Origin of the sequence: Pedobacter steynii (assembly GCF_001721645.1) — a bacterium.
GTDB lineage: Bacteria > Bacteroidota > Bacteroidia > Sphingobacteriales > Sphingobacteriaceae > Pedobacter > Pedobacter steynii_A.
Window position 1 is genome coordinate 2,262,098 of the sequence record NZ_CP017141.1, and the last position, 21,499, is coordinate 2,283,596.

Annotated in this window: 18 protein-coding genes; 14 read left to right on the forward strand and 4 right to left on the reverse strand. The window is 41.1% G+C overall.

Annotated features, from left to right (window positions below; all coding sequences use genetic code 11):
- Positions 1–28: 28 nt before the first annotated feature.
- On the reverse strand, positions 29–1,009 hold the full coding sequence (locus tag BFS30_RS09295; RefSeq protein ID WP_069379030.1) for a GlxA family transcriptional regulator: 981 nt from the start codon (positions 1,007–1,009) through the stop codon (positions 29–31).
- Between the two features lie 122 nt (positions 1,010–1,131).
- Between BFS30_RS09295 and BFS30_RS09300 the strand changes: the two genes are divergently transcribed.
- On the forward strand, positions 1,132–1,578 hold the full coding sequence (locus BFS30_RS09300) for an SRPBCC family protein (RefSeq protein ID WP_069379031.1): 447 nt from the start codon (positions 1,132–1,134) through the stop codon (positions 1,576–1,578).
- 38 nt (positions 1,579–1,616) lie between these two features.
- On the forward strand, positions 1,617–2,123 hold the full coding sequence (locus BFS30_RS09305) for a GNAT family N-acetyltransferase (RefSeq protein ID WP_069379032.1): 507 nt from the start codon (positions 1,617–1,619) through the stop codon (positions 2,121–2,123).
- On the opposite strand, the gene BFS30_RS09310 is transcribed toward BFS30_RS09305, so the two are convergent.
- Together BFS30_RS09310 and BFS30_RS09315 are read right to left on the reverse strand one after the other, a co-directional pair.
- Positions 2,118–3,041, reverse strand: coding sequence for a hypothetical protein (locus BFS30_RS09310; protein ID WP_069379033.1), 924 nt, complete (start codon positions 3,039–3,041; stop codon positions 2,118–2,120). The genes BFS30_RS09305 and BFS30_RS09310 overlap by 6 nt on opposite strands.
- Positions 3,038–3,490, reverse strand: coding sequence for a GNAT family N-acetyltransferase (locus tag BFS30_RS09315; protein ID WP_069379034.1), 453 nt, complete (start codon positions 3,488–3,490; stop codon positions 3,038–3,040). Before BFS30_RS09315 ends, BFS30_RS09310 begins: the two co-directional genes overlap by 4 nt.
- Positions 3,491–3,581: 91 nt before the next feature.
- Here BFS30_RS09315 and BFS30_RS09320 point away from each other — a divergent pair, with 91 nt between their 5' ends.
- From BFS30_RS09320 to BFS30_RS09375, 12 genes are all read left to right on the forward strand, one after another.
- On the forward strand, positions 3,582–4,100 hold the full coding sequence (locus BFS30_RS09320) for an antibiotic biosynthesis monooxygenase (RefSeq protein WP_069379035.1): 519 nt from the start codon (positions 3,582–3,584) through the stop codon (positions 4,098–4,100).
- Positions 4,101–4,181: 81 nt separating this feature from the next.
- A complete protein-coding gene (locus BFS30_RS09325; protein ID WP_069379036.1) occupies positions 4,182–4,736 on the forward strand; it encodes an RNA polymerase sigma-70 factor in 555 nt (184 codons plus the stop codon).
- Positions 4,737–4,829: 93 nt separating this feature from the next.
- Positions 4,830–5,852: a FecR family protein gene (locus tag BFS30_RS09330; protein ID WP_069379037.1), complete on the forward strand. Its 1,023-nt coding sequence runs from the start codon at positions 4,830–4,832 to the stop codon at positions 5,850–5,852.
- Positions 5,853–5,948: 96 nt separating this feature from the next.
- Positions 5,949–9,401 (forward strand): SusC/RagA family TonB-linked outer membrane protein, encoded by a 3,453-nt coding sequence (locus BFS30_RS09335; protein WP_208603047.1) that lies wholly within the window; start codon positions 5,949–5,951, stop codon positions 9,399–9,401.
- An 11-nt stretch (positions 9,402–9,412) separates the two neighbouring features.
- Positions 9,413–10,885: a SusD/RagB family nutrient-binding outer membrane lipoprotein gene (locus BFS30_RS09340; RefSeq protein ID WP_069379038.1), complete on the forward strand. Its 1,473-nt coding sequence runs from the start codon at positions 9,413–9,415 to the stop codon at positions 10,883–10,885.
- 17 nt (positions 10,886–10,902) lie between these two features.
- Positions 10,903–12,195 (forward strand): purple acid phosphatase family protein, encoded by a 1,293-nt coding sequence (locus BFS30_RS09345; RefSeq protein ID WP_069379039.1) that lies wholly within the window; start codon positions 10,903–10,905, stop codon positions 12,193–12,195.
- A gap of 137 nt (positions 12,196–12,332) precedes the next feature.
- Positions 12,333–13,625, forward strand: a complete 1,293-nt coding sequence (locus BFS30_RS09350) for a hypothetical protein (RefSeq protein WP_069379040.1) — start codon at positions 12,333–12,335, stop codon at positions 13,623–13,625.
- Between the two features lie 69 nt (positions 13,626–13,694).
- Positions 13,695–15,455 carry a DKNYY domain-containing protein gene (locus tag BFS30_RS09355; RefSeq protein WP_069379041.1) on the forward strand — a complete coding sequence of 587 codons (1,761 nt, stop codon included), beginning with the start codon at positions 13,695–13,697 and terminating at the stop codon, positions 15,453–15,455.
- Between the two features lie 88 nt (positions 15,456–15,543).
- The gene (locus BFS30_RS09360) at positions 15,544–16,374 is read left to right on the forward strand and encodes a helix-turn-helix domain-containing protein (protein ID WP_069379042.1); all 831 of its coding nucleotides are present in this window, start codon (positions 15,544–15,546) and stop codon (positions 16,372–16,374) included.
- A 159-nt stretch (positions 16,375–16,533) separates the two neighbouring features.
- Positions 16,534–17,007 (forward strand): Dps family protein, encoded by a 474-nt coding sequence (locus tag BFS30_RS09365; RefSeq protein WP_069379043.1) that lies wholly within the window; start codon positions 16,534–16,536, stop codon positions 17,005–17,007.
- Positions 17,008–17,119: 112 nt separating this feature from the next.
- Positions 17,120–17,941 (forward strand): alpha/beta fold hydrolase, encoded by an 822-nt coding sequence (locus tag BFS30_RS09370; protein WP_069379044.1) that lies wholly within the window; start codon positions 17,120–17,122, stop codon positions 17,939–17,941.
- Positions 17,942–17,951: 10 nt separating this feature from the next.
- Complete coding sequence (locus BFS30_RS09375; RefSeq protein ID WP_069379045.1) at positions 17,952–18,377, forward strand: cupin domain-containing protein; 426 nt, start codon at positions 17,952–17,954, stop codon at positions 18,375–18,377.
- A gap of 126 nt (positions 18,378–18,503) precedes the next feature.
- Here the strand turns inward: BFS30_RS09375 and BFS30_RS09380 are convergent, their stop codons facing one another.
- Positions 18,504–21,236: a substrate-binding domain-containing protein gene (locus BFS30_RS09380; RefSeq protein WP_237028731.1), complete on the reverse strand. Its 2,733-nt coding sequence runs from the start codon at positions 21,234–21,236 to the stop codon at positions 18,504–18,506.
- Positions 21,237–21,499: the final 263 nt, after the last annotated feature.

The following is a 21,499-nucleotide window of genomic DNA, read 5'->3' on the forward strand; positions in this document are numbered from 1 at the left end:
TTATAGCGGGGTGATCTGGACATTAATATTAGTTTAGAGATTCCTTATTATATTTTTGCCTGTATTCCAATGGCGATAGGCCCGTGATCTTTCTAAAGACTTCCCGAAAGGCTTTCTGGTCCGAATAACCTACAGCATACATGACCTCGCTAATCGTTTTCTGACTGGTTTCAAATGTTTTCTTAGCTGACTCAATTTTTACCCTTTGTGTGTATTCCACAGGTGTGTTTCCGGTAGCTTTAATAAACCTTCTGTCAAAATTCCGCCTGCCAATAGAAAAGAGCGAAGACAAATGTTCAACAGATATCTTTTCATCGATCTTGCTTTCAATATAATCCTGTGCTTTTCTGATCATTTCGTCGTCGTGCCTCTTCTGACCGGTAAATATGGTAAAGGCCGACTGGCTCTGTCTGTCTATCTCAATCTGAAATACTTTAGAACAGAAGATCGCAGTTTGCCTGTCGTAATATTTTTCTACCAGATAAACCATCAGATTCAGAAAAGAATACGCTCCTCCATTGGTATAAATGCCATTCTCATCAGTAATCAGCTGATCGGCATGTAAAATCACCTTAGGAAACATCATCCTGAAATTATCGGCTGCAGCCCAATGTGTAGAGCAATTTTTTCCATCTAATAAACCTGTTGAAGCCAGCAAAAATGCTCCGGTACATATGCTGGCAACTTCTGCCCCTGCTCGATACTGATTTGCTATCCAGGCAATCATCAACTCATTTCCTCTTACCGCATCCTGATAATTATGGTTTAACGAAGGGATAATAATGAGGTCAGTTTTGTCTAATTCTGTAATGTTAATATGTGGTTTCACTGTAAATAGCCCTTCATAAAGGTCCACTTCTTTAGAAATGCCAGCCAGTTGAATTTTAAACAATTCCTCTTTTCCGCTATTTACCCGGTATTGATTGGCTCTTGTAAATATTTTATAGGCACCGACGATGCTGCTTAGGTTATTCTGTCCATCCGGAACAACTATAGTAAGGTGCTTCATGTCTTCTTTTTAACGAATATAATGATTTTTGCTGTCCAAATCAACCCCTCGTAATGTCCATTTTGCACCCTGCTGATCAAAGCTTTAGGCCTTAATTTTACTTAAAAAAGGAGGACTTACTCATGGCAGATATCTTGCATAGAATTGGAATTAAATCGTCATCTCTTGACGATGTTTATCAGGCATTGACTACCGAACATGGTCTGGCCGGATGGTGGACCAGCAACACTCAGGGAGAAGGTAACCAGGTTGGCAATATCATTAAATTTCGCTTTGGTGCGGGAGGATTTGATATGAAAGTTTCCGAACTTAATGCACCTGATCATGTGGTATGGGAGCTTGCAGAAGGACCGGAAGAATGGATGGATACCACCATTAACTGGGAATTGAAACAAGACGGCGACTATATTATCGTTCTTTTCAAACACCTGAACTGGAAGGAGCCCGTAGAGTTTATGCACCATTGCAGTACCAAATGGGCAATATTTCTGATGAGCCTTAAAGCTCTCGTCGAAACCGGAAAAGGGGCTCCTGATCCGATTGATGTGAAAATAGACAATTGGAATTAGTGTCTAGGTAGATCCGATCGCATTGTCTATATTGTAAAATGAAATTACCACCTTATAGCGCTTTCCCAAATATTACTGGCGATAAGATCTCATTACGACAAATTCAGCCTTCCGATATCAATGACATTATTGAAATTTCCTATTATGACGCTGTTCAGGCAACAACATCGCAACAGGCGATAGAAATGCAGGATAAAATCAACAAGGATTATCTTGATGGCAATTCAATTCATTGGGGTATTGTAGATAATGCAAGCAATAAAATCCTTGGAACCTGTGGTTACTACCGCGGATTTGATCAGGGGAGCGGAGAACTTGGTTGTGTCTTATTGCCTCAGCACCAGGGAAAAGGTTTCATGACTTTGTCCATGTCCTTAGCTATAGAATTTGGCCTCAATAACATGGGTTTAAAACGGATCTGGGCAGCAACAGGTCAACAAAACGATAAAGCAAAGGCACTTCTTGAACGACTTAACTTCATTAAAGTTGCCGATCTGGAAGATGATGAAATTGAATATGAATTAAGGCAGGTAGATTTACTATAGCGCTGTAGCGACCTTCACACTGCAACTCGTTCTACTTTTAAGCTTGCTCTTGAATGCTGATGGTATCTCAACTTTAATGGTAACAGGGGATCTTTCAATCAATTTTATAAAGTTCCCACTACTGTTTTCTGGTGGAGTAATCTTAAAAGTATCTGCTTCATTTTTTCTACTGTTGATCTCTTCAACCTTGCCGGACAGATTAAGTTCAGGAAAACCATCTACAATAATTTTAGCAGATTGTCCCTTAAGCAAGTGTTGTACCTGATCTGATTTGAAACGGGCAGTAATATAAAATTCATCAACGCCATTTGTTTCTTTTACATCAAGATAGGCATCATCAGTATATTCAAAATTCCCTGTTTTTGATGGAATGATTTTGCTGTTCAACAAAATTTCCGACCATTGTTTCAGGAAGTCCGGGGAGAATTTTGATGTTTTTACTGAAATAAGGACAATGTGCCTGCAGGTTTTGCCATCTACCAGGTAAGTAAGGCTAGAAACTGGTGTTTGTTCAGATTTAAGCGTTCGGTTTTCCAGACTGATGAGCTTATAAGGGAAAGGGCCGCTTCTCTTTTCAGCAAGGAGGTTAAAAACGATACCTTTATCATTTGATAAGTCAGGGAGCACATTAATACTGTCCAGACTCTTTGTGTTTTTTGTAATGTCGTCATTGAATATCATCGCTATTTTTTGCCAGGTTCCCTGATCGTCTTTAAGATCCCATTTTTGACGACGGCGAGAAAAATCAACCTGGATCGATAGCTTTTCATCAAGTACCCATTTCTCGGTTTTAGGCCAGCGTATTTCTATATCTTCTCTATTGGATTGGGCCTTGGCCAATCCGCAGATTAACATTAAAAAACTAATTATAAAGATATTTTTCATGTAAGATACCGGCAATGCACTATAAAACTTCATTTAATATAATAAGCTCGATGAATCCAATTTGGATGGCTCAATTCAAATTTAATTTCTCCATTGGGATAGTTGCCAACCGGCGTCCAGCCCTGAAGATTATAGAATCGCTCAGCGCGGGTATTAGGCGCTGTGCCTAATACTACCTTTTCTTTGGTCTGCTCAAAATACCAGTCTATCATTAGCCTGTGCAGTTCCTTGCCGATTCCTTTTTCTGCAAAGTCGGGATCTACAAACAATGCCCAAACGCTTTTATTTTTCAGGTCAACAATTGAGAATCCTACTATCTGACCTTCTACTTCGCAAACCCAGCCCCTTCCTTTCTCCGTGATGTAATAGATCACATCCTTATCGGGGACAAGATTGGGGTTACTGAGTGTATTCTCTTTCACCAGATGTCTTACCTTCTGGATCTGCTTAATATCGGAAAGTTCTGCAATTCTAAAAATCATATTCAAATATATTAACATAAATTGTCTGTCTGTGTTTTTAAATCAGGAATTAAGAGTAATAAATATTTAAATTTATTGGACTAAAAAACAAATGGCTATACACGTCGCGATCACCCGAAAAATACTCCCTGGAAAAGAACAGGAATTTAAAGAATCTCTACGCCATTTCCTCGGAGAGTCATTTATACATGGTGGCGTGCATGGCGCTGCGATGATCTCTTCTTTCCCGGGAGCAGACAGTAATGAGATTGGTATTCTCAGAACATTTAAAGACGAAGAGGAACGGGACACTTTTTATAATTCGGCATTGTTTAAAGAATGGGAAGCCTATGCTTCAACACTTACAGAAGTTCCGGTTTATCGGCAACTCACCGGACTGGAGGCCTGGTTTAGATCTCCTTCGGCACCACCACGATGGAAAATGGCCATTGCCACACTATGCGGTGTATTCCCGACAAGTTTATTTTTGTATTATACCATGGGCATGTTTATTGGCGGTCTGCCACCCGTAATCCGGCTTTTTATTACAGCGGCTGCGATGGTTGGGATGCTCACCTGGGTAGTTATGCCGCTAGTGATCAAAATCATGAAAAGGTGGCTGCAAAGCTAAATAAGATTCCTGATCCTCCCTTCATTTAACATCTTGTTAATCTATCCGTCATTTGGCGGGTCTAATTTCGCTTCATCTTTTATGGGCGAAAATAATACTGTCGGATTTAACGGAAAACAGGTGAATAACTTCGATGGAAAAGCATTCGAAGATCTTTACCGTCGTATGTATCCTACGCTCAAAAAATATGCGGTTTATCTGGTAAAAGATACAGAAGAAGCGCAATTGATTTTAAACGATGTATTTATCGCCATCTGGAAAAATAACATCCCGATTTTAAATGAGAGAGCCTACCTGTTCCGCGCGGTAAAAAATGCTTCCGTCAATTACCACAAAACTTCCAGGACAAATTTTCTGCACATCGATGAAGAAGAGGTACCTGAAGTTTGGGATGAAACCGCAAATCCCGCCCAGCTTTATCAGGATAAAGATAGAAACCGGATATTATATCAATTAATTGATCAGATGCCCGAGCGCCGGCGTCTGGTTTTCTATATGTACCGGATTGATGGCTTCAGTTACAAAGAAATCGCCGATTTATTGGATATTTCTGTCCGCACCGTGGAAGATCACCTCGTTAAAGGCTTTCAGTTTTTACAGGAGCGGGTGCTTAAAAACGAAGCAGAATTCCGATAAACAGATCCTTAACCATTTCTTAATAAAATGTTAACGTTTTGCGGCCCGTAGTGCATGCCCTGTTTCTTGTCTTCTCTCTATAAAAGCATAAGAATGGACCAAGAGACCTGGAAATTTGTACTCGATTATTTATCCGCAAAGGAGAATGCCAGGGGCAACGTTCAGAAAATTGAACAGGAGGAGAAAAAGATACAAGAGTGGCTAAGCAAAGACCCCAAACATCAGGAGGAACTGGAACAAGCCCTATGGTTGTGGCAGCATACCTCGGCGCCGCCGCAAAATGAAGAATGGAAGGAAAGCTTTCAAACGATTCAGGCATCGTTAATTGAGGAGGCACCTCAAAAGACCATTAAGTTGAAGTGGTGGATGGCCGCAGCAGCTGTCTTTGCAGCAATAACACTATCTACGTTATTTTATAAGGTGCAACAGCCGGTTGTACAAAATGAGGAAATAGCATGGATCACAAAATCGGCAGCGTCGGGAAAGGTGATCAACATCATGCTACCAGACAGCTCGGAGATCTGGCTCAACTCCGGCAGTAGCATCAGCTTCCCAAAGAACCTGCAACATGCCGGTTTAAGAACAGTGAAACTCAAAGGAGAGGCATTTTTTAATGTAAAACGTGATCCGCAGCACCCCTTTATTGTGCATAGCTCAAACATCCGGACCCAGGTGCTTGGAACCAGTTTTAACATCCGGGCATGGGAAGGGCATGAGGCCGAAGTAACGGTGCTGACCGGTAAGGTCGCTGTTTCCAGCGATTCTGCCGGGAAACAGTCGGCCGCAATTTACCTGCTGCCTAACCAAAAGGCAGTAGCTGATTTGAACCATGCTAAACTACACCTGGAAAATATCGAAGATGCCCGGACTGCCATTGGCTGGCGGGAAGGAAAACTGGTTTTCGATCAGCAGCCTGTTAAAGAAGTTTTTGAAGCCCTGGAGCGGAAATATGCGGTGAAAATCATCTCGGATCAATCTTTTAAAGACTGTAAACTCACCGCAAAGTTCAATAACATAAGTCTGAATGAAGTGTTGCAAACCATTCAAATGACGCTGGATATCCAATATACCATAAACAAACAGACCATTTATATAAAAGGAGGTAAATGTAATTAGACAACTATAAAGAAAAAGCCGAAGCATGTTGACGCATGCCCCGGCTAATAATTTCAATTTTATTTTAACCCATCAATGATTAAAACATTCAAAGTTATGAAAAAGTCCGTAGTGACTAATCAATTAATTTTTAAAGTAATGCGTTTTTTTACCCTCATTTATTTTATGCTTTCTGTTCTGTTCTTCAGCGGACAAGCATCGCCATTAAAGGCGCAGGAAGTAAACAGCAGGATCAGCTTTAATTTTAAAAATGGCACTTTAACAGAATTGCTGAAAAGCATAGAGAAGAAAACCAATCTATCCTTTGTGTACACCAATAAGGATGCAGTATTGAACCAAAAGATCGAGTCTTTTACCGCAGAAAACGAAACACTGAGTAGCCTGCTTAACCGCGTACTCCTCCCCAGGCAATTGACTTATGTAGTTCAAAATAACCAGGTCATTATTAAGAAAGCTGTTCGGATTAAGGGGAAGGTAACCGACGAAAAAGGTTTGCCCGTACCTGGCGTAAACGTAATCGAAAAAGGCAGTAGCAATGCCACAATGACCAATTTTAATGGCGATTACAGCCTGAACGTAAAAGACGGCTCGGCCACTATTCTGTTTAGAATGATGGGCTATCAAACCAGGGAGTTAGCCCTGAATGGAGAAACGCTGGTTAACATCAGCCTGGTTCCGGATCAGACTGCTTTGTCGGAGGTGGTAGTTACTGCCCTGGGAATTAAGCGGACGGAAAAAGCGCTGGGTTATTCCATTGCTACCGTAAAAGGAAGCGACCTGAATACCGTAAAAGAAGTAAACGTGGTGAATTCCCTTGCCGGAAAAGTAGCAGGGGTAAATGTGGTGAGTGCCGGTTCCGATCCGGGAGCTACTGCGCTGATTACCATCCGCGGACAATCCTCAATTGCAACAGATAACCAGCCACTTTTTGTAGTAGATGGTGTTCCTGTGGCACACTCGCTGCGTCCAACCTCAGAAGTAGGCCGGTCTTCGGTAGATTATGGGAGCCCGGTTGCAGACATCAGCCCGGACGATATTGAGAGCATTAGTATCTTAAAAGGAGCCAGCGCTGCCGCTTTATACGGCAGCAGGGCCGGAAGTGGAGTAGTACTGATCACCACAAAAAGCGGTTCATCCAGTAAAAAAGGATTGGGGATCAGTTTCAACTCAAACGCCATGTACGATCAGGCCTGGTTGTTTCCGCATTTCCAGAACCAGTTTGGAGCAGGAGAATATACCGATGATCCGGCTTCTAACACCACATCAGCCTGGGGGCCACGTCTTGATGCAGGAACCAAACACCTGCAGTGGAATAGTCCGCTTGATGCCAGCGGAAACCCGGTGCCTACAGACTGGGTATCACACCCGGATAATGCCAAAGATTTTTATAAAACAGGGGCTACCTATACCAATAATATTGCCATCACCGGAAAAAATGCAGATGGTAATTACAGGTTGTCCTATACCAATATGTCTAATAAAGGGATTGTACCCAATACCGACCTGAGCAGGAATACCCTGAACCTTGCAGCAACTTACATCCTGCATCCTAAGGTAAAAATCAGCACCAATGTGGGTTATGTAAATAATAAAAGCGATAACCGCCCTTCGGCCTACCGGGAAAGTGTAACGCAAATGGTGTATTCTATGCCTTCGAGTATGAGCATTAAAGACCTGAGGAATTATTGGAAACCAGGCAGAGAGAATATCGAACAGTTTTCTCCGGATGATTCTGATAACCCGTACCTGGTGGCTTATGAACATACCAATGGTTTCGACAGAAACCGCTTAACCGGAAACGTACAGGCGGTAGTCGATATCACTAAAGAGCTGAGCTTAATGGTACGTACCGGATTGGATATGTACAATGAAGAGCATGAAACCAAACGCCCTTTCAGTTCCAAACGTTTTAAATTTGGAGGTTATGGTGTAGATCATTCTTATTTCAAGGAGCAGAATACAGATTTCCTGCTCAGTTATAAGAAAACCTTAAACCAGGATTGGTCCTTCGGCCTTTCGGTTGGTGGTAACCAAATGGACCAGACCAGCAGAAATTCCGCTCAGCGCACCGAGAGTCTGAGTATTCCCGGAATTTATAACATCAGTAATGCGCGTGCAGGAACCATCACCAATACACAGTACAATTCCCGTAAACGCATCAATAGTTTATATGGAATGGGACAGGCCTCATTTAAGGACATGGTATTTCTTGATGTAACCGGCAGAAATGACTGGTCAAGTACCTTGCCTGCACAAAATAATTCTTATTTCTACCCTTCAGTTTCCTTAAGCACCGTATTAACAGATGTGCTGAAAATCAAGTCAGGCCCTTTGTCATTTGCCAAAATCAGAGCCAACTGGGCGCAGGTAGGAAGTGATACGGATCCTTATCAGTTGTTTAATACCATCCCTTTTAATCAGGATTGGGGAGATGTGAAAAGAGCTACTATTGAGTTTAACCTGAAAAACAATTTCCTGAAACCTGAAATTGCCACTTCCTATGAGTTTGGCGGGGACCTGCGCTTTTTTAGCAATAGGTTAGGGCTGGATGTAACCTGGTATAAAACCAACAAAAGAAACCAGATCATCAATATTCCAACCACCATTGCCTCGGGTGCATCCAACCGTTTAATCAATGCCGGAAACATCCAGAATAGTGGATGGGAAATCGGCTTAAATGCAGTTCCGGTTCAGGGGGCATTTAAATGGGAAATCAATGCCAACTTTACCAGGAACGAGAATAAGGTGATCTCTTTATCTGAAGGTTTGTCGGAATATTCTATGGGGAGTGCCGATGGGGATAACATCCGCTATTTAATTAAAGAAGGCACTAAAATAGGAGATTTCTATACGCCAAGTTATACCAAAGTACCAAACGGACAGTATGCCGGAGCAGCTTTATTAGATAAAACCGGACACTATATCCGTAACAATTCAGAATATATAAAAGTTGGAAACTATAACCCCGATTTTACCATCGGCCTTAACAACACATTCAGCTATAAAAACTTTACCCTGAATTTCCTTTTTGACTGGCGTAAAGGGGGTAATTTCTACTCCTATGTGGTTAAAAGTTTAATCAATGCAGGTTTAACGGATAATACCTTAGCGGGTAGAGATGCACAAACCGGAGGCTTGTCATGGGTAGATTCGCAGGGAATGCAAAGACATGACGGGATGATCATTCCAGGATATATAGATAACGGAGACGGGACTTATAGTGAAAACAAAGTCGTTATCGCGGCTGCTGATTTTTACAACAACACTTATAACAAATACTATGAGCGTTTAACTTATTCTGCCTCTTTCCTGAAACTGAGAGAAGCTTCTATCACCTATGTATTTAGTAAAAACGTGTTGGGTAAACTTCCGGTAAGCAACCTTTCTATTTCCCTGATCGGCAGAAATCTATATACCTGGACTGCCAATGGTCTGGGCTATGATCCGGAAACTACCATGAGTGTAACCGAAGGATTTAAGCTGGGTGTTGGACATTGGACCTTGCCGGGGACACGTTCTTTTGGCTTTAAATTAAGTTGTAATTTTTAATCCGCATAAAAATGAAATTCAAATATAAAACCATCCTGGTGTTGTTTATGGCCCTGTTGGCTGCCTGCACCAAAGATTTTGAAGAGATCAATGCAAACCCAAACTCTCCGGAAACCACCAATACAGAATTCCTGATGTCTGAAGTGGTCTTATCTACCGCGTATGCTTATCAGGAAAATGCAGTAAGCAGAAGACCGGCTTCGGCAGCAAGATACCTTACATTGGTTCGTAATACCGGCTATGATTTATTAGACTGGGGACCGGTAGACTGGAACGATATCTATGCCCGTTTATCGGTCAATAAAACCCTGCTGGAAACCGCAGAAAAACGTTCTGAAAGCCAATACATTGCCATCAGTAAAATTATGAAAGCTTTTAATTTCGCTTACCTGACGGATCTGTATGGAGATGTTCCCTATACCCAGGCATTGAAGTCGAAAGAAAGTAACCTCATTTATCCCGAGTACGACCAACAGCAGGTCATCTATCCTGATTTATTGAGAGAGCTGCGGGAAGCCAACGATCTTTTAAAAGGAAACACTGCCGAAATTAACGCCAAAGGGGATGTGATGTTTAAGGGGAAGGCCTTGCAATGGCGCAAATTTGCCAACACGTTGCGCTTAAGGATGCTGTTGCGCATTTCCAAAGTGTATACTCCCGCATTTACTGAAATGCAGGCCATTATGAACGATAAAACTGCTTTTCCTGTTTTTGAAAGCAGTGCTGATAATGCAGAGGTTGCTTACCTGGGAAATCTGGCGGCGTATAGTTGGCCTGGAGGCCCGCTGGCCATGATTGATTTTGACTATCAAAAAACGAAAGTGAGTAAGGAATTGGTAGATCACCTTATTCAAAGAAACGATCCACGATTGGCCGTCTGGGCAGAACCGGTTAAAACTACTACAGGATCACCCGTAGATCCAAATCTCTATGTTGGCGTGCCCAATGCCATTGATGCTCCTGCTTCCTATAACGGGGGAGAAGACCATGTATCTGTTTTCTCTTCTGCATATTTCAGAAAAAATGGAGGCGCTGCCAATCCATTATTGAAAGCCAGTCTGATGACCTATACCGAGCAATGCTTTATTCTGGCAGAGGCAATTCAGAAAGGCAAAATCACCGTGCCGGGAGAAACCGCAGAATCCCTGTACTATAAAGGAATCAGAGAATCTATGAGCAGTTATGGAATCAGTGCTCCTTTAAATTACTTTGACCAAAGTATCGTAAAGTATAACGGAACGCTGGAACAACTGATTACCCAAAAATGGCTGGCTATGTTGTTTAAAGGATCCGAAGGCTGGTTTGATCAACGCCGTACCGGTTATCCTGCTTTTGTGACCGGCCCATTGGCTGCAGGTAGGGGAATTCCAAAACGCTATGTTTTTCCGGATTCTGAAAGTGCGAAAAACAGAGTGAATTACCAGAAAGCAGTTTCTGCTTTTGGCCCCGACAAAGAATCTACACTCATGTGGTACCTGAAATAATTTAAACTCCTTACAAGATGACTATTTTAAACAAATCTATAGCTATTGCTGCCTTGCTTATTGCGGCTACTTTTACGAATACCCAGGCACAGGATTTTGATCCAAAACCTTTTCCAGACCGTGTAATTTTAACCTGGAAGGGCAACACGGCTGTTAGTCAGACCGTAACCTGGCGTACAGACACCACGGTTGTGGGTTCTAAAGCACAGATCAAAGCCGAAGATTCCAGTCCGGCGCTGGAAGATGCGATTACCACCTACGATGCGGATTCCCGTATACTATCTGGTGGTAAAAATTATGCAACCGCAAAGTACCACAATGTTACTTTTAACAACCTGAAGCCTGGAACGGTATACGCTTATCGTGTTGGTGCTGGTGAGCATTGGAGCGAATGGTTTCAGTTTACCACCGCTTCAGATCAGGATAAGCCTTTTTCTTTCATTTACCTTGGGGATGCACAGAATGATATCCGTTCAAAATGGTCCCGTGTAATCCGCAGGGCATTTTCTCATGAGCCGGATGCGCGGTTTATCATTCATACCGGCGATTTAATTAACCGCTCTAACAATGACAAGGAATGGGGCGAGTGGCATTATGGTGGTGGTTTTATCAATGGAATGGTTCCAAGCATGCCTTCTCCGGGAAATCATGAGTATGTGCGTGATGAAAAAAGAAAACTGATATTGGATCCGCACTGGGGCGTACAATATACTTTACCTGGCCACGGGCCGGCAGGTTTGGAAGAGTCGGTTTATTATATCGACTATCAGAATGTACGGGTGATCTCATTGGATTCTCAAATGATTATCCTGGACGAGGCTTCAGCAAAGGTTCAGTATGAATGGCTGGAAAAGGTATTAAAGGAAAACACGAAGTTATGGACGGTGATCACTTTTCATCACCCTATCTTTTCTACTGCCAAAAGCAGGGATAACAAAGAATTCAGAGAACGGTTTAAACCTTTATTTGACAAATACCACATCGACCTGGTTTTGCAGGGACATGATCATACCTATAGCCGCGGACAAAACCTACCACGTGGATTATCGGGTAGGGAAGCCAGCGGGCCGGTATACCTGGTTTCTGTTGCCGGTCCCAAAATGTATAAAGTGGATGGTGCCAAATGGATGAATGTTTCCCTGGAAAATACACAGTTGTTCCAGGTGATTCACGTTGATGGTGGGAAGCTGAAATTTCAAGCTTATAAAACCTCAGGAGAATTATTTGATGCTTTTTCCCTGAAAAAATTAAGTAGAGATCAGGCTGCAGAGTTTACGGATATGAACCCTGCGGCAAAGCAAGCTCATTGATACTACTGTTTAGCTGTTTGATTTGATCATAATTTGGGAAGCGGGCATTCGTGCTGCTTCCCATTTTTTATTACCTTAGATAAAAAATTGAATAAGAGAGAATCAATCTATCCTTAAAAATTTTATCATTTAATACATTGAAAATACGTATCCTTATTTTAGCCTTAAGTCTACTTCCTTTTGTAGCTTTTTCTCAAAAAACGATAGTTCCTGGTAGCCAGGACATTAAGACTTCTTATCTGAAACCTGGAAAGTCCCAGTACACGGTTTATTATGTTAAAGATACCAGCTGGGCAAAGCAGGGATCAATGACTTACGATATCTCTTTTTCCGATAACAAGTTAAATCTGTTTTATAAATACACAGAAAAAGATAATAAGTGGACTACACTACGGACTTCTATTGCTGATGCAAAAACCCTGCAATCGATCAGCTATAAATCGGAAGGTCAAAAAAGTAAATTGGAGCTCAACTTTGGAGAAACTATAAAAGGAAATTATTACTCCAAAAAAGACAAAAAAGATAAACTGTTGAATCTACAGCCGAAAGGTAAATTTGTTGATTTCAATCTGGCGGAACATATGTTTACCACCTTGCCGCTGGATGTAGGATACAAAGCGGTTATCCCGGAGTTCTATTACGATAACAATTCCGATATCTTAATCTCTAACTACATCATCAAAGAGGTGAAAAGCTATGTCTATCATTCGCCAAGAACCGGAAAACATGAGACCTGGCTGGCAACCGTGTTGGAACAAAGTACCGGGGCCATTTACAACTATGTGATTGACAAAAAAGACCGTCGTCTTTGGCAAAGAGAAATGTCTATGGGAAAGGGAATGTGGGAAATTTGTGTAAACGAAGAACTTGACTACCAGCCCATCAAAAATATGTTCAATAGGGAGCAAGCGGTACAGCAGATCACCAAAGGAAATAGTGTCATTATCGGAAGAGCTTTTGCTAAAGGAAGTTCAGGCAAAACGCTTGGAGGTTTGGTTAATGTGTCCAAAAAGCAGTTTGCGCCGAGGGGTACTGAAATTACACTCTTTCCAAGTTCAGCCTATTATGAGGAATGGGTTTCGGTAAACAAAAAAATCAAAAAGCAGGGAAAAATGCCGGAAGTCCCTCTGGATCCAAAATTTGGCGCCTCCATCAAAAAAGCGAAGGTTTATGATGATGAAGGGCATTTTGAGTTTGCTGATCTGATGCCTGGTACTTATGTAGTCATGGCCAGTTTTGATTTTACAAATTCTTACAACTATTCTTATGTGTCTGGTTATACCAACTATTATAACTACTGGGGGTATACCGGCTCTACCACGAATTATGGGTCTGCCAGACAGAGCTATCGGGATAAAGCAAACATAGAAAAACAGGTGACCATTGATAGAGATGGCGAGAAAAAAGAGGTCAGCTTGAAAGAAAATTAACAGGTCTTGCAGTTTGTTTGGGTTGGTAGTCTATTGAAGATATAGAATGTAGTTTATTGATCAACAAAAATGAATGTGATTAAGCGCGTAGGAATAACGATGGCCATTGTGTCCGTAATATTTTCATTGGTATTGATCGCATCCATGCTCCTATCGGAATCCAAAGACCCGGACAGCATAGATATGGACCGTGAAGGCCAGAAAATAGGAGGAGTCTATCTTCGGTATCAGAACCAGGTGTACGCATCCGTGCCGAGTAATGGTTACTATCTGATCAAAGAAGCTGATGTCAACAGCTTTAGACTGCTGGATGATAGCTACCGAAACCGTCAGTTTGGAGTAGATAAAAACCATGCTTACTGTGGCAATCTAATTGTTAAAGATTTTAATCCATCCACAGCTAAAGCAATTGGCAATGATTATTTCAGCGATGGCAAGCAAACGTGCTACTGTGCCTTCATGAGTGTAAACAATAAAGCTTTATCGATGGTCTCAGAATTAAGCCAGCGGATGCGATATGGTTTTGGAATTGGAGATAAGCCGCAAACTTATATTTATCCCCTCTCTAAACTTGAAGCCGGTACAACTCCTTATAGTGCGATACTGAAAACGGAAGTGGCTACTGACGGAACTTTGTCTTATTATGAAGGCCAGATCCTTCCCAAGGCCAATCCGGAGCGCTTGAGACAGATTCCAAAAAAGTACAACGATGGTGATATTCGTGAAAGCGAGCACTATCTGGCAGATGGTCAGCATGTATATTATGAAAATACAATGCTACCACTCAAAGATCATCCTGATTTGTATGCGATTGTTATTGATGCCCAAAACCAGGAAAATTACCTGATTGACCCCAAACAAGGGATGGTTTATGTCAATGATATTGCTTTCGAAAAACAGTACAGCCCCTACCAGGTATTGTCGCTAAATGGAGGACATACTTATCATGCACTATTTCTAAGCAAAGACGGGATTTTCTACTTTGATACAAAAAAAAAGAAGGTGCTGAGAATTGATGACAACCCGTTTAACAGCGGGAAATTTACAGAAATTGCACCACTGATCTTTTCTGATGGCCAGCAAATTCTATATACGCAGACAGAGGAAGCCTGGGGTAACAACAAGAGCCCCGGACTTAAATCCAGGTCGACCAATATCTATCGACTGGACGAGCCCGGTACAGGCACCTGGGAAAAAATTGGTATGGTCAATAACACTTCCGGGTCTGTTTGGAAAAAGGGTGCTACCTATTATTACTTTGACCAACTCGGCGATACCCAGCTGATTGGAGAGACGATTTATCGCATTACTGATCAGGCTACGGTTAATGAGCTACTCTCCCCGGAAATCCGTACAGACGATATCCGCAACCTCGTTCGCACAGATCATATGGCAAAGGTCAAAAGTACTGAATTACTGAGTGCAAAGACTTCCTATTCCAGTGCGTATGGTTGGTTTATCTGGATTCCGATATTTCTTGTCGCAGGTATTCAATTGTTGTTATGGATGCTCAGGAAACTGGGTGTTAATCCAAAGCCTTTTAGTATCAAAAATCAACGCCTCAAGGTGAACAGCTTGTGGGCCAGGTCTTATGCGTTATCAGATATTGATACTGTTGTTTTCTCCATCGAATCTGCCATTCGGCAAGCCGGGTATTCCGGACGTTTTCAGATTCAGACAAAAGATGGAAAGCGGTCCCGTAAATATATGTTTGCAACGCAAGTACGGTTAAGCGCAGATACAAAGCAAGAACTGGAACTTTATATTACTGATTTGCAAAATATACTGAAACAGCATCGGATTAATAGTACGATACATAATGGCTTATAACTTTAGTGATTTCTGCTTGCTACAACGTTCGTTGTGGATCGGGATGGCGAGAAAAAAGAGGTAAGCCTGAAAGACAACTAATTCAATAATGATAAAAGAGTTTTCATACAAACAGTTCGGCAATTTAGAATTTACGCAGTCAAGCCTTGATGAGCATAAACTTTTGTCGGTCCATGACCATATCAAAATACTGTTTATCCCCGAAGGAAATAAGGTCAGGGTTGATTTTCAGGAATTCGTAATAGCAACAGATTCATTGCTATTTATTAATCCAAAAGTAGTGATTAAACCAAATGACGCTGAGGAAACCGGAGGGACACTACTGCATTTTAACAAAGATTTTTATTGTATTGAAATTCATGACCAGGAAGTTGCTTGTGATGGTATTTTATACAATAATGTATTTGAAGTCCCATTCATTGAGTTGGACGAAAATCAATCGGCAGATATACAGAAAATAATCCGGGACATACAGCTTGAAATGCAAAATGAAGATGCCAGCACTGAAGAAATGCTGCGGATTTTACTAAAGCTGATTATTCTGAAATCAACACGAATTTGGAAACAACAACATCAACTGTCACAGCAAGAGCAGCAAACGGATGTTCAGTTTTTAAGGAAATTCAGCAAACTGGTAGAACAGCATTACAAAACTCACCATACTGTAGCTGACTATGCGGATATGCTTTTTCTTACGCCAAAAAACCTTAGTAAAAAAATAGGTTTGCTCAGTAAAGACACGCCAAACGACATTATTAAAAACAGAATTATCCTCGAAAGTAAACGCCTTTTGGCTCACACCACCATTACCGTTAAAGAAATAGCCTACAGCTTAAATTATCAGGACGATGCTTATTTTGTTCGTTTCTTTACAAAAAACGCAGGCATTTCTCCGCTTTCATTCCGCAAACAATTCTAAGATAATATTGCCAAATATTTAAAAAGCATGATTGTGAAATCATGCTTTTTGCGTTAAATCACATTTCAGGAAAAAAGTGCAATTGAAGGAGAAAAGTATCCATTGATGTGCTTTGCTATAGGACTGATCTTTGGATCATCAAATAACAAATCATCAAAAATGGAAATGAACATAGGAATTTCAGAAGGAAATCGCGAAAAAGTAGCCATAGAGTTATCAAAATTACTGGCCGATGAATATGTGCTTTATACAAAAACAAAAGAGGCACATTGGAATGTAGAAGGCATTGATTTCTACGATAAACATAAGCTTTTTGACGAGCAGGCCGGTCAGTTATCAGACATGAACGATAGTGTGGCCGAGCGAATCCGTACTTTGGGACATTCGGTTCCAGCTACATTAAAGGCTTTTCTCGAATTAACTCATTTGACGGAAAATTCATTGCCGAAAAGCAATAGCCGAACTTTTATTAATGAGTTACTTATAGCGCATGAAATCATCATCGTTTTTCTGAGAGGAAACATTAACCTTTTCGCGAATGAATATGAGGATTTGGGTACAAGTGATTTTGTTACTGGCCTGATGCAGGGACATGAAAAAATGGCCTGGATTTTAAGAGCACATTTAAAATAAATGGTCTGGGGAAAAAGTGCAATTCAAAGCGAAATACATCCATTGATAGGCATTATGAATAACCCCAACTTTGGAATATCAAATCAATAGAAACAATTAAAATTATAAAGACATGAACAAGTTAACAGTTAAAGACGGAACAGAAATTTACTTCAAAGATTTAGGAACAGGACAACCAATTTTCTTTCACCATGGATGGCCATTGTCATCTGACGATTGGGATGCGCAAATGATGTTTTTTTTAAACAAGGGATATAGAGTTATTGCCCACGACAGACGCGGTCACGGCAGATCAACTCAAACGTTCACAGGTAATGATATGGATACCTATGCATCAGATGTGGCAGAATTAATCACATTTTTAGACCTTAAAAATGTCATACATGTAGGTCATTCAACAGGGGGTGGCGAAGCGATAAGATATGCTTCGAAGTTTGGCAAAGAACGTGTGGCCAAGGTGGTACTTATCAGTGCAATTACACCTTATATGATTGCGGATGAAAATAATCCTGAAGGGGTGCCATTGTCAGTTTTCGACGACATCAGAAACAATACACTCCACAACAGACAGCAGTTTTACCAAGATCTGACCGTTCCGTTTTACGGTTACAATAGAGAAAATGCCATCGTAAAAAAAGGCATTCAGGATAACTGGTGGAGACAAGGTATGATGGGCGGGATAAAAGCGCAATACGATTGTATAAAAGTGTTTTCGGAAACTGATTTTACAGAAGATCTTAAAAGTGTAGAAATGCCGGTACTGGTACTTCATGGCGACGATGACCAGATTGTACCCTACGCTACTACGGCTGTAAAAGCTGCAGAACTGCTAAAAAATGGAAAGCTTATTATTTATCCAGGATTTTCACACGGAATGCCTACCATCAATGCAGAAACAATTAATAATGACATTTTAGAATTTATCAATTCTTAATCCTGACAAAATGAAAAATTTAAAGATAAAAACACATAGAAAAAATTTATTTGCTGCAGTTGCTCTCTTCAGTTTCGCGGCATTTTTCACACCTGAATCTGCTTTTGCACAACAATCAGGAATAAGTCGTACAAACTTGCAAAGACATAATATTGAGATTTTGGGATATGAAACTATTCAGGCACGAATAGATTTTGAACCAGACTCCGCCTTCGGCATGCATTCACATCCAGGAGAAGAGATTATCTATGTACTCGAAGGTATATTTGAATACCAGATAGAAGGGGAGAAGCCAGTTGTTCTTAAAGCAGGCGAAGTACTTTTTATTCCGGCTGGAAAGAATCATTCCGCCAAAAATATTGGTAAAGTTAAAGCCTCTGAGCTTGCAACTTACATTGTGAGGAAGGATAAGCCTCTTCTTGTAATGAAAAAATAAGCAATCCTAAATAAGGGGCGTGCTAAAGAAAATTAATTCTTCTCTATTCATTAAGATCCTCTTTTCCGTTGCCGGGATACAATAAACTGTCAGCTCGCTCTGAAAAAGATTCCCGGGCGGGAGTTTTTAGTTTGGCTGTTGGGTCTTTTTGAATTCGCTTGGCCGCATACCGTATTTTGATTTAAAGACTGTAGAGAAATAATTTGGGGAAGAAAAACCAACCATATAGGTAATTTCTGCTATGCTATAACGTTCGTTGATCAGCAGGTACTTTGCTTTTTTCAACCTCCTGTTCATAATATAGTCCGTTACACTGCAACCCAGTAAAGCTTTAACTTTCCGGTACAACTGAACCCTTGAAATTCCTATTTCCTTACTGATTTCATCAACACTAAAATTTTCATTAGAGAGGTTCTGCTCTACAATTCCTGCGAAGTCGTTGATGAACTTTTTGTCCAGACTTTTTGAAATAGGTGGTTTACCTGAAGTACTGATGTCACTTACATAGTGGTTTTTGAGCAGGGAGCGGTTCTTTAACAGGCTTTTTACCGTTGCTACCAGATATTCGTAATTAAAAGGCTTTACAATATAAGCATCAGCCATACTTTCCATGCCGTTGATTTGCTGTTCAAGGCTACCGTGAGCAGACAATAATATAATCGGAATATGAGAAGTCCGGACATCAGATTTTAGCTTTTCAGTAAGCGAGCGTCCCGATGACCCTGGAAGCACAAGATCTGATATGATCAAATCAGGGACCTGTTCATATGCCGCGGTGATGCCTTTATCACCTGTGTCTGCAAGGAAAACTTCATAGTCTTCATCAAATTTATTACCCAGGTAATTCAGCAAATCATGGTTGTCCTCAATGATCAGGACTGATTCCTGTTTTATCGTTCTTAAGACATCCTGATTTCTTGGCTCAGGGGCATCATTGAGTCCTGTTGTATAAATTTTAGCATCCTCATACAGTGCTTCTTTGCTGGCTTTTCCTTTCCGCTTTTCCTCCTCCGCGAAGTGCGCATCACCCAGTTGAAGCCTGATACTGAACTTTGTTCCCTGCCATTTTGTACTTTCAACTGTAATATCGCCGTGATGTAAGTTCATCAGTTCTTTAGATAATGATAAACCGAGCCCGGATCCCTTTACTGCATTCGTTTGTGCCTGGTAGAAATACTCAAATACGTGCTCCATCTCTTCTGCTGCGATCCCTGGTCCGTTGTCTTTGATGGAAAGAAAGACCGATGCAGAATCATGAGTGATTTCTGCATAAATGATCCCATTGGCCGGGGTAAATTTCAACGCATTAGACAGTAGATTGAAGATGACTTTATCGAGCATGTTGACATCAAACCATACGTTGATTTCCTGGGCATCTGTAATCAATCTGATGTCAATGTTCTTCTTTTTTGCACTATATTGAAAGCTCTCCAGAATGTCTTTTAAAAACGCTACAATATTATTCTGAGAAACGCTAAGCAACATTTTGTCGTGTTCAATCTTCCTGTAGTCGATCAGCTGATTGATGAGCCTAAGCAACCGATAAACATTTTTGTGGATGAGATTTAGGTTTTTTTCAGCAACAGGCCTGATTTTTTCGTTATGGATCAGGTCTTCAAGCGGGGAGAGAATCAGCGTAAGCGGAGTACGAAATTCATGAGACATATTCGTGAAAAAGTTTAGCTTGGCTTCCGTTGCAGCTTCGGCTTTACCTGACATTTCTATCAGCTGGTTCCGTTGATTTAATATCTCCATGTTATTTGCCTCCAGGTCTTTATTAATCTTTCTGTTTTCCAGCAATGCATAAAGCGCGAGGCCGCCAAACACTACGGAAAGAACCAGGGTGATTACGGTTACATTCAATACGATCTGCTGATTTTTGAAAAGTACCTTTTGCTCTTCGAGCAAGGTTCCCTGGCGTTCGATATCTTTTTGCTGACTGCTGAACTTATTCCATTGGAGCTTCATGAGGTCAACGTTTGTGGAATCGATGACTAGAGACTGTAAAATATTCTCTTTTGAAAATGACTCTCTGTCCAGGATTTTAAAAGCGGTGCTAATGGCTTCCTTTCCCCCGGTGGGGTAAAGCACGCTGGCAGTAAGAATTTTGCTGCTCACCATTTGTAAGCCACCTCCCTGTCCGGGTAAAGCATCTATTCCGATCACTTTAATCTGTTCAGACAACTTGAGGTCATTTAAAACTTTCCTGCTTCCCGATGCCATCTGGTCATTGTGTGCAAAAACAGCATTCACATTCGTCAGGGAGTTTTTGATTTTAACCAGTTGCTCTTCGGTGTCTTTTTTTAGCCAGTTGCCATAAACCTGATTTATAATTTTTATGCCGGGGTACTTTTTCAGCCCTTCATTGAATCCGCGCTGCCGTTCAATTGTTGGCGAAGAACCGGGAAGCCCCATTACCTCTACAATATTTCCTTTACCTTTAAGTGCTTCTCCAGCGTACTCTCCCGCCATTTTTCCGATCTGGAAGTTGTCTGCCCCGACATAAGCCGTATAAGCGGAAGAAGCAGTCTTCCTGTCAATGATAATTACAGGGATTCCCTTGTTGTAGGCTTCCTCTACGATTGGAGTCAGGGGTTGGGCTTCATTTGGAGATATAATCAGGATATTGATCCCTTTATTGATCATTTCCCCTGCTTGTTTGACCTGAAGCTTACTGTTACCATTTGCATCCGCATAGATCAGCTTCGCACCGGGATGCAAAGAAAGTTCCATTTTTACTTCTTCCAGCATCGTTCTTCGCCATAGATCAGAGCCGATACATTGAGAGAAGCCAATGGTATATACAGAATTTTCCTTTTGCTTTTCACAACCCGAAAGGCTGAATAACAGAAAAAACACTAGGATAATGTTGTTAAGTCGACTAAATATGATTTTCATGGCATTGGTTCTCCAACTCACAGGGCAGAATAGCAGAGTTAAATATATAGAAAACGCTTCGATAACGAAAATGACTCCCTATGTTGAGCTTTCGAATGTTCCGGTATCATGTATCAAAACCTGAGTTTTTCTGATTCAAAATTGAAAGTCTTCAAAAATATAATTTATTAAAAAATTCTAACTATCTGATTTGTAGTTGGTTGTATGGTTGTTTGAATTTGTAG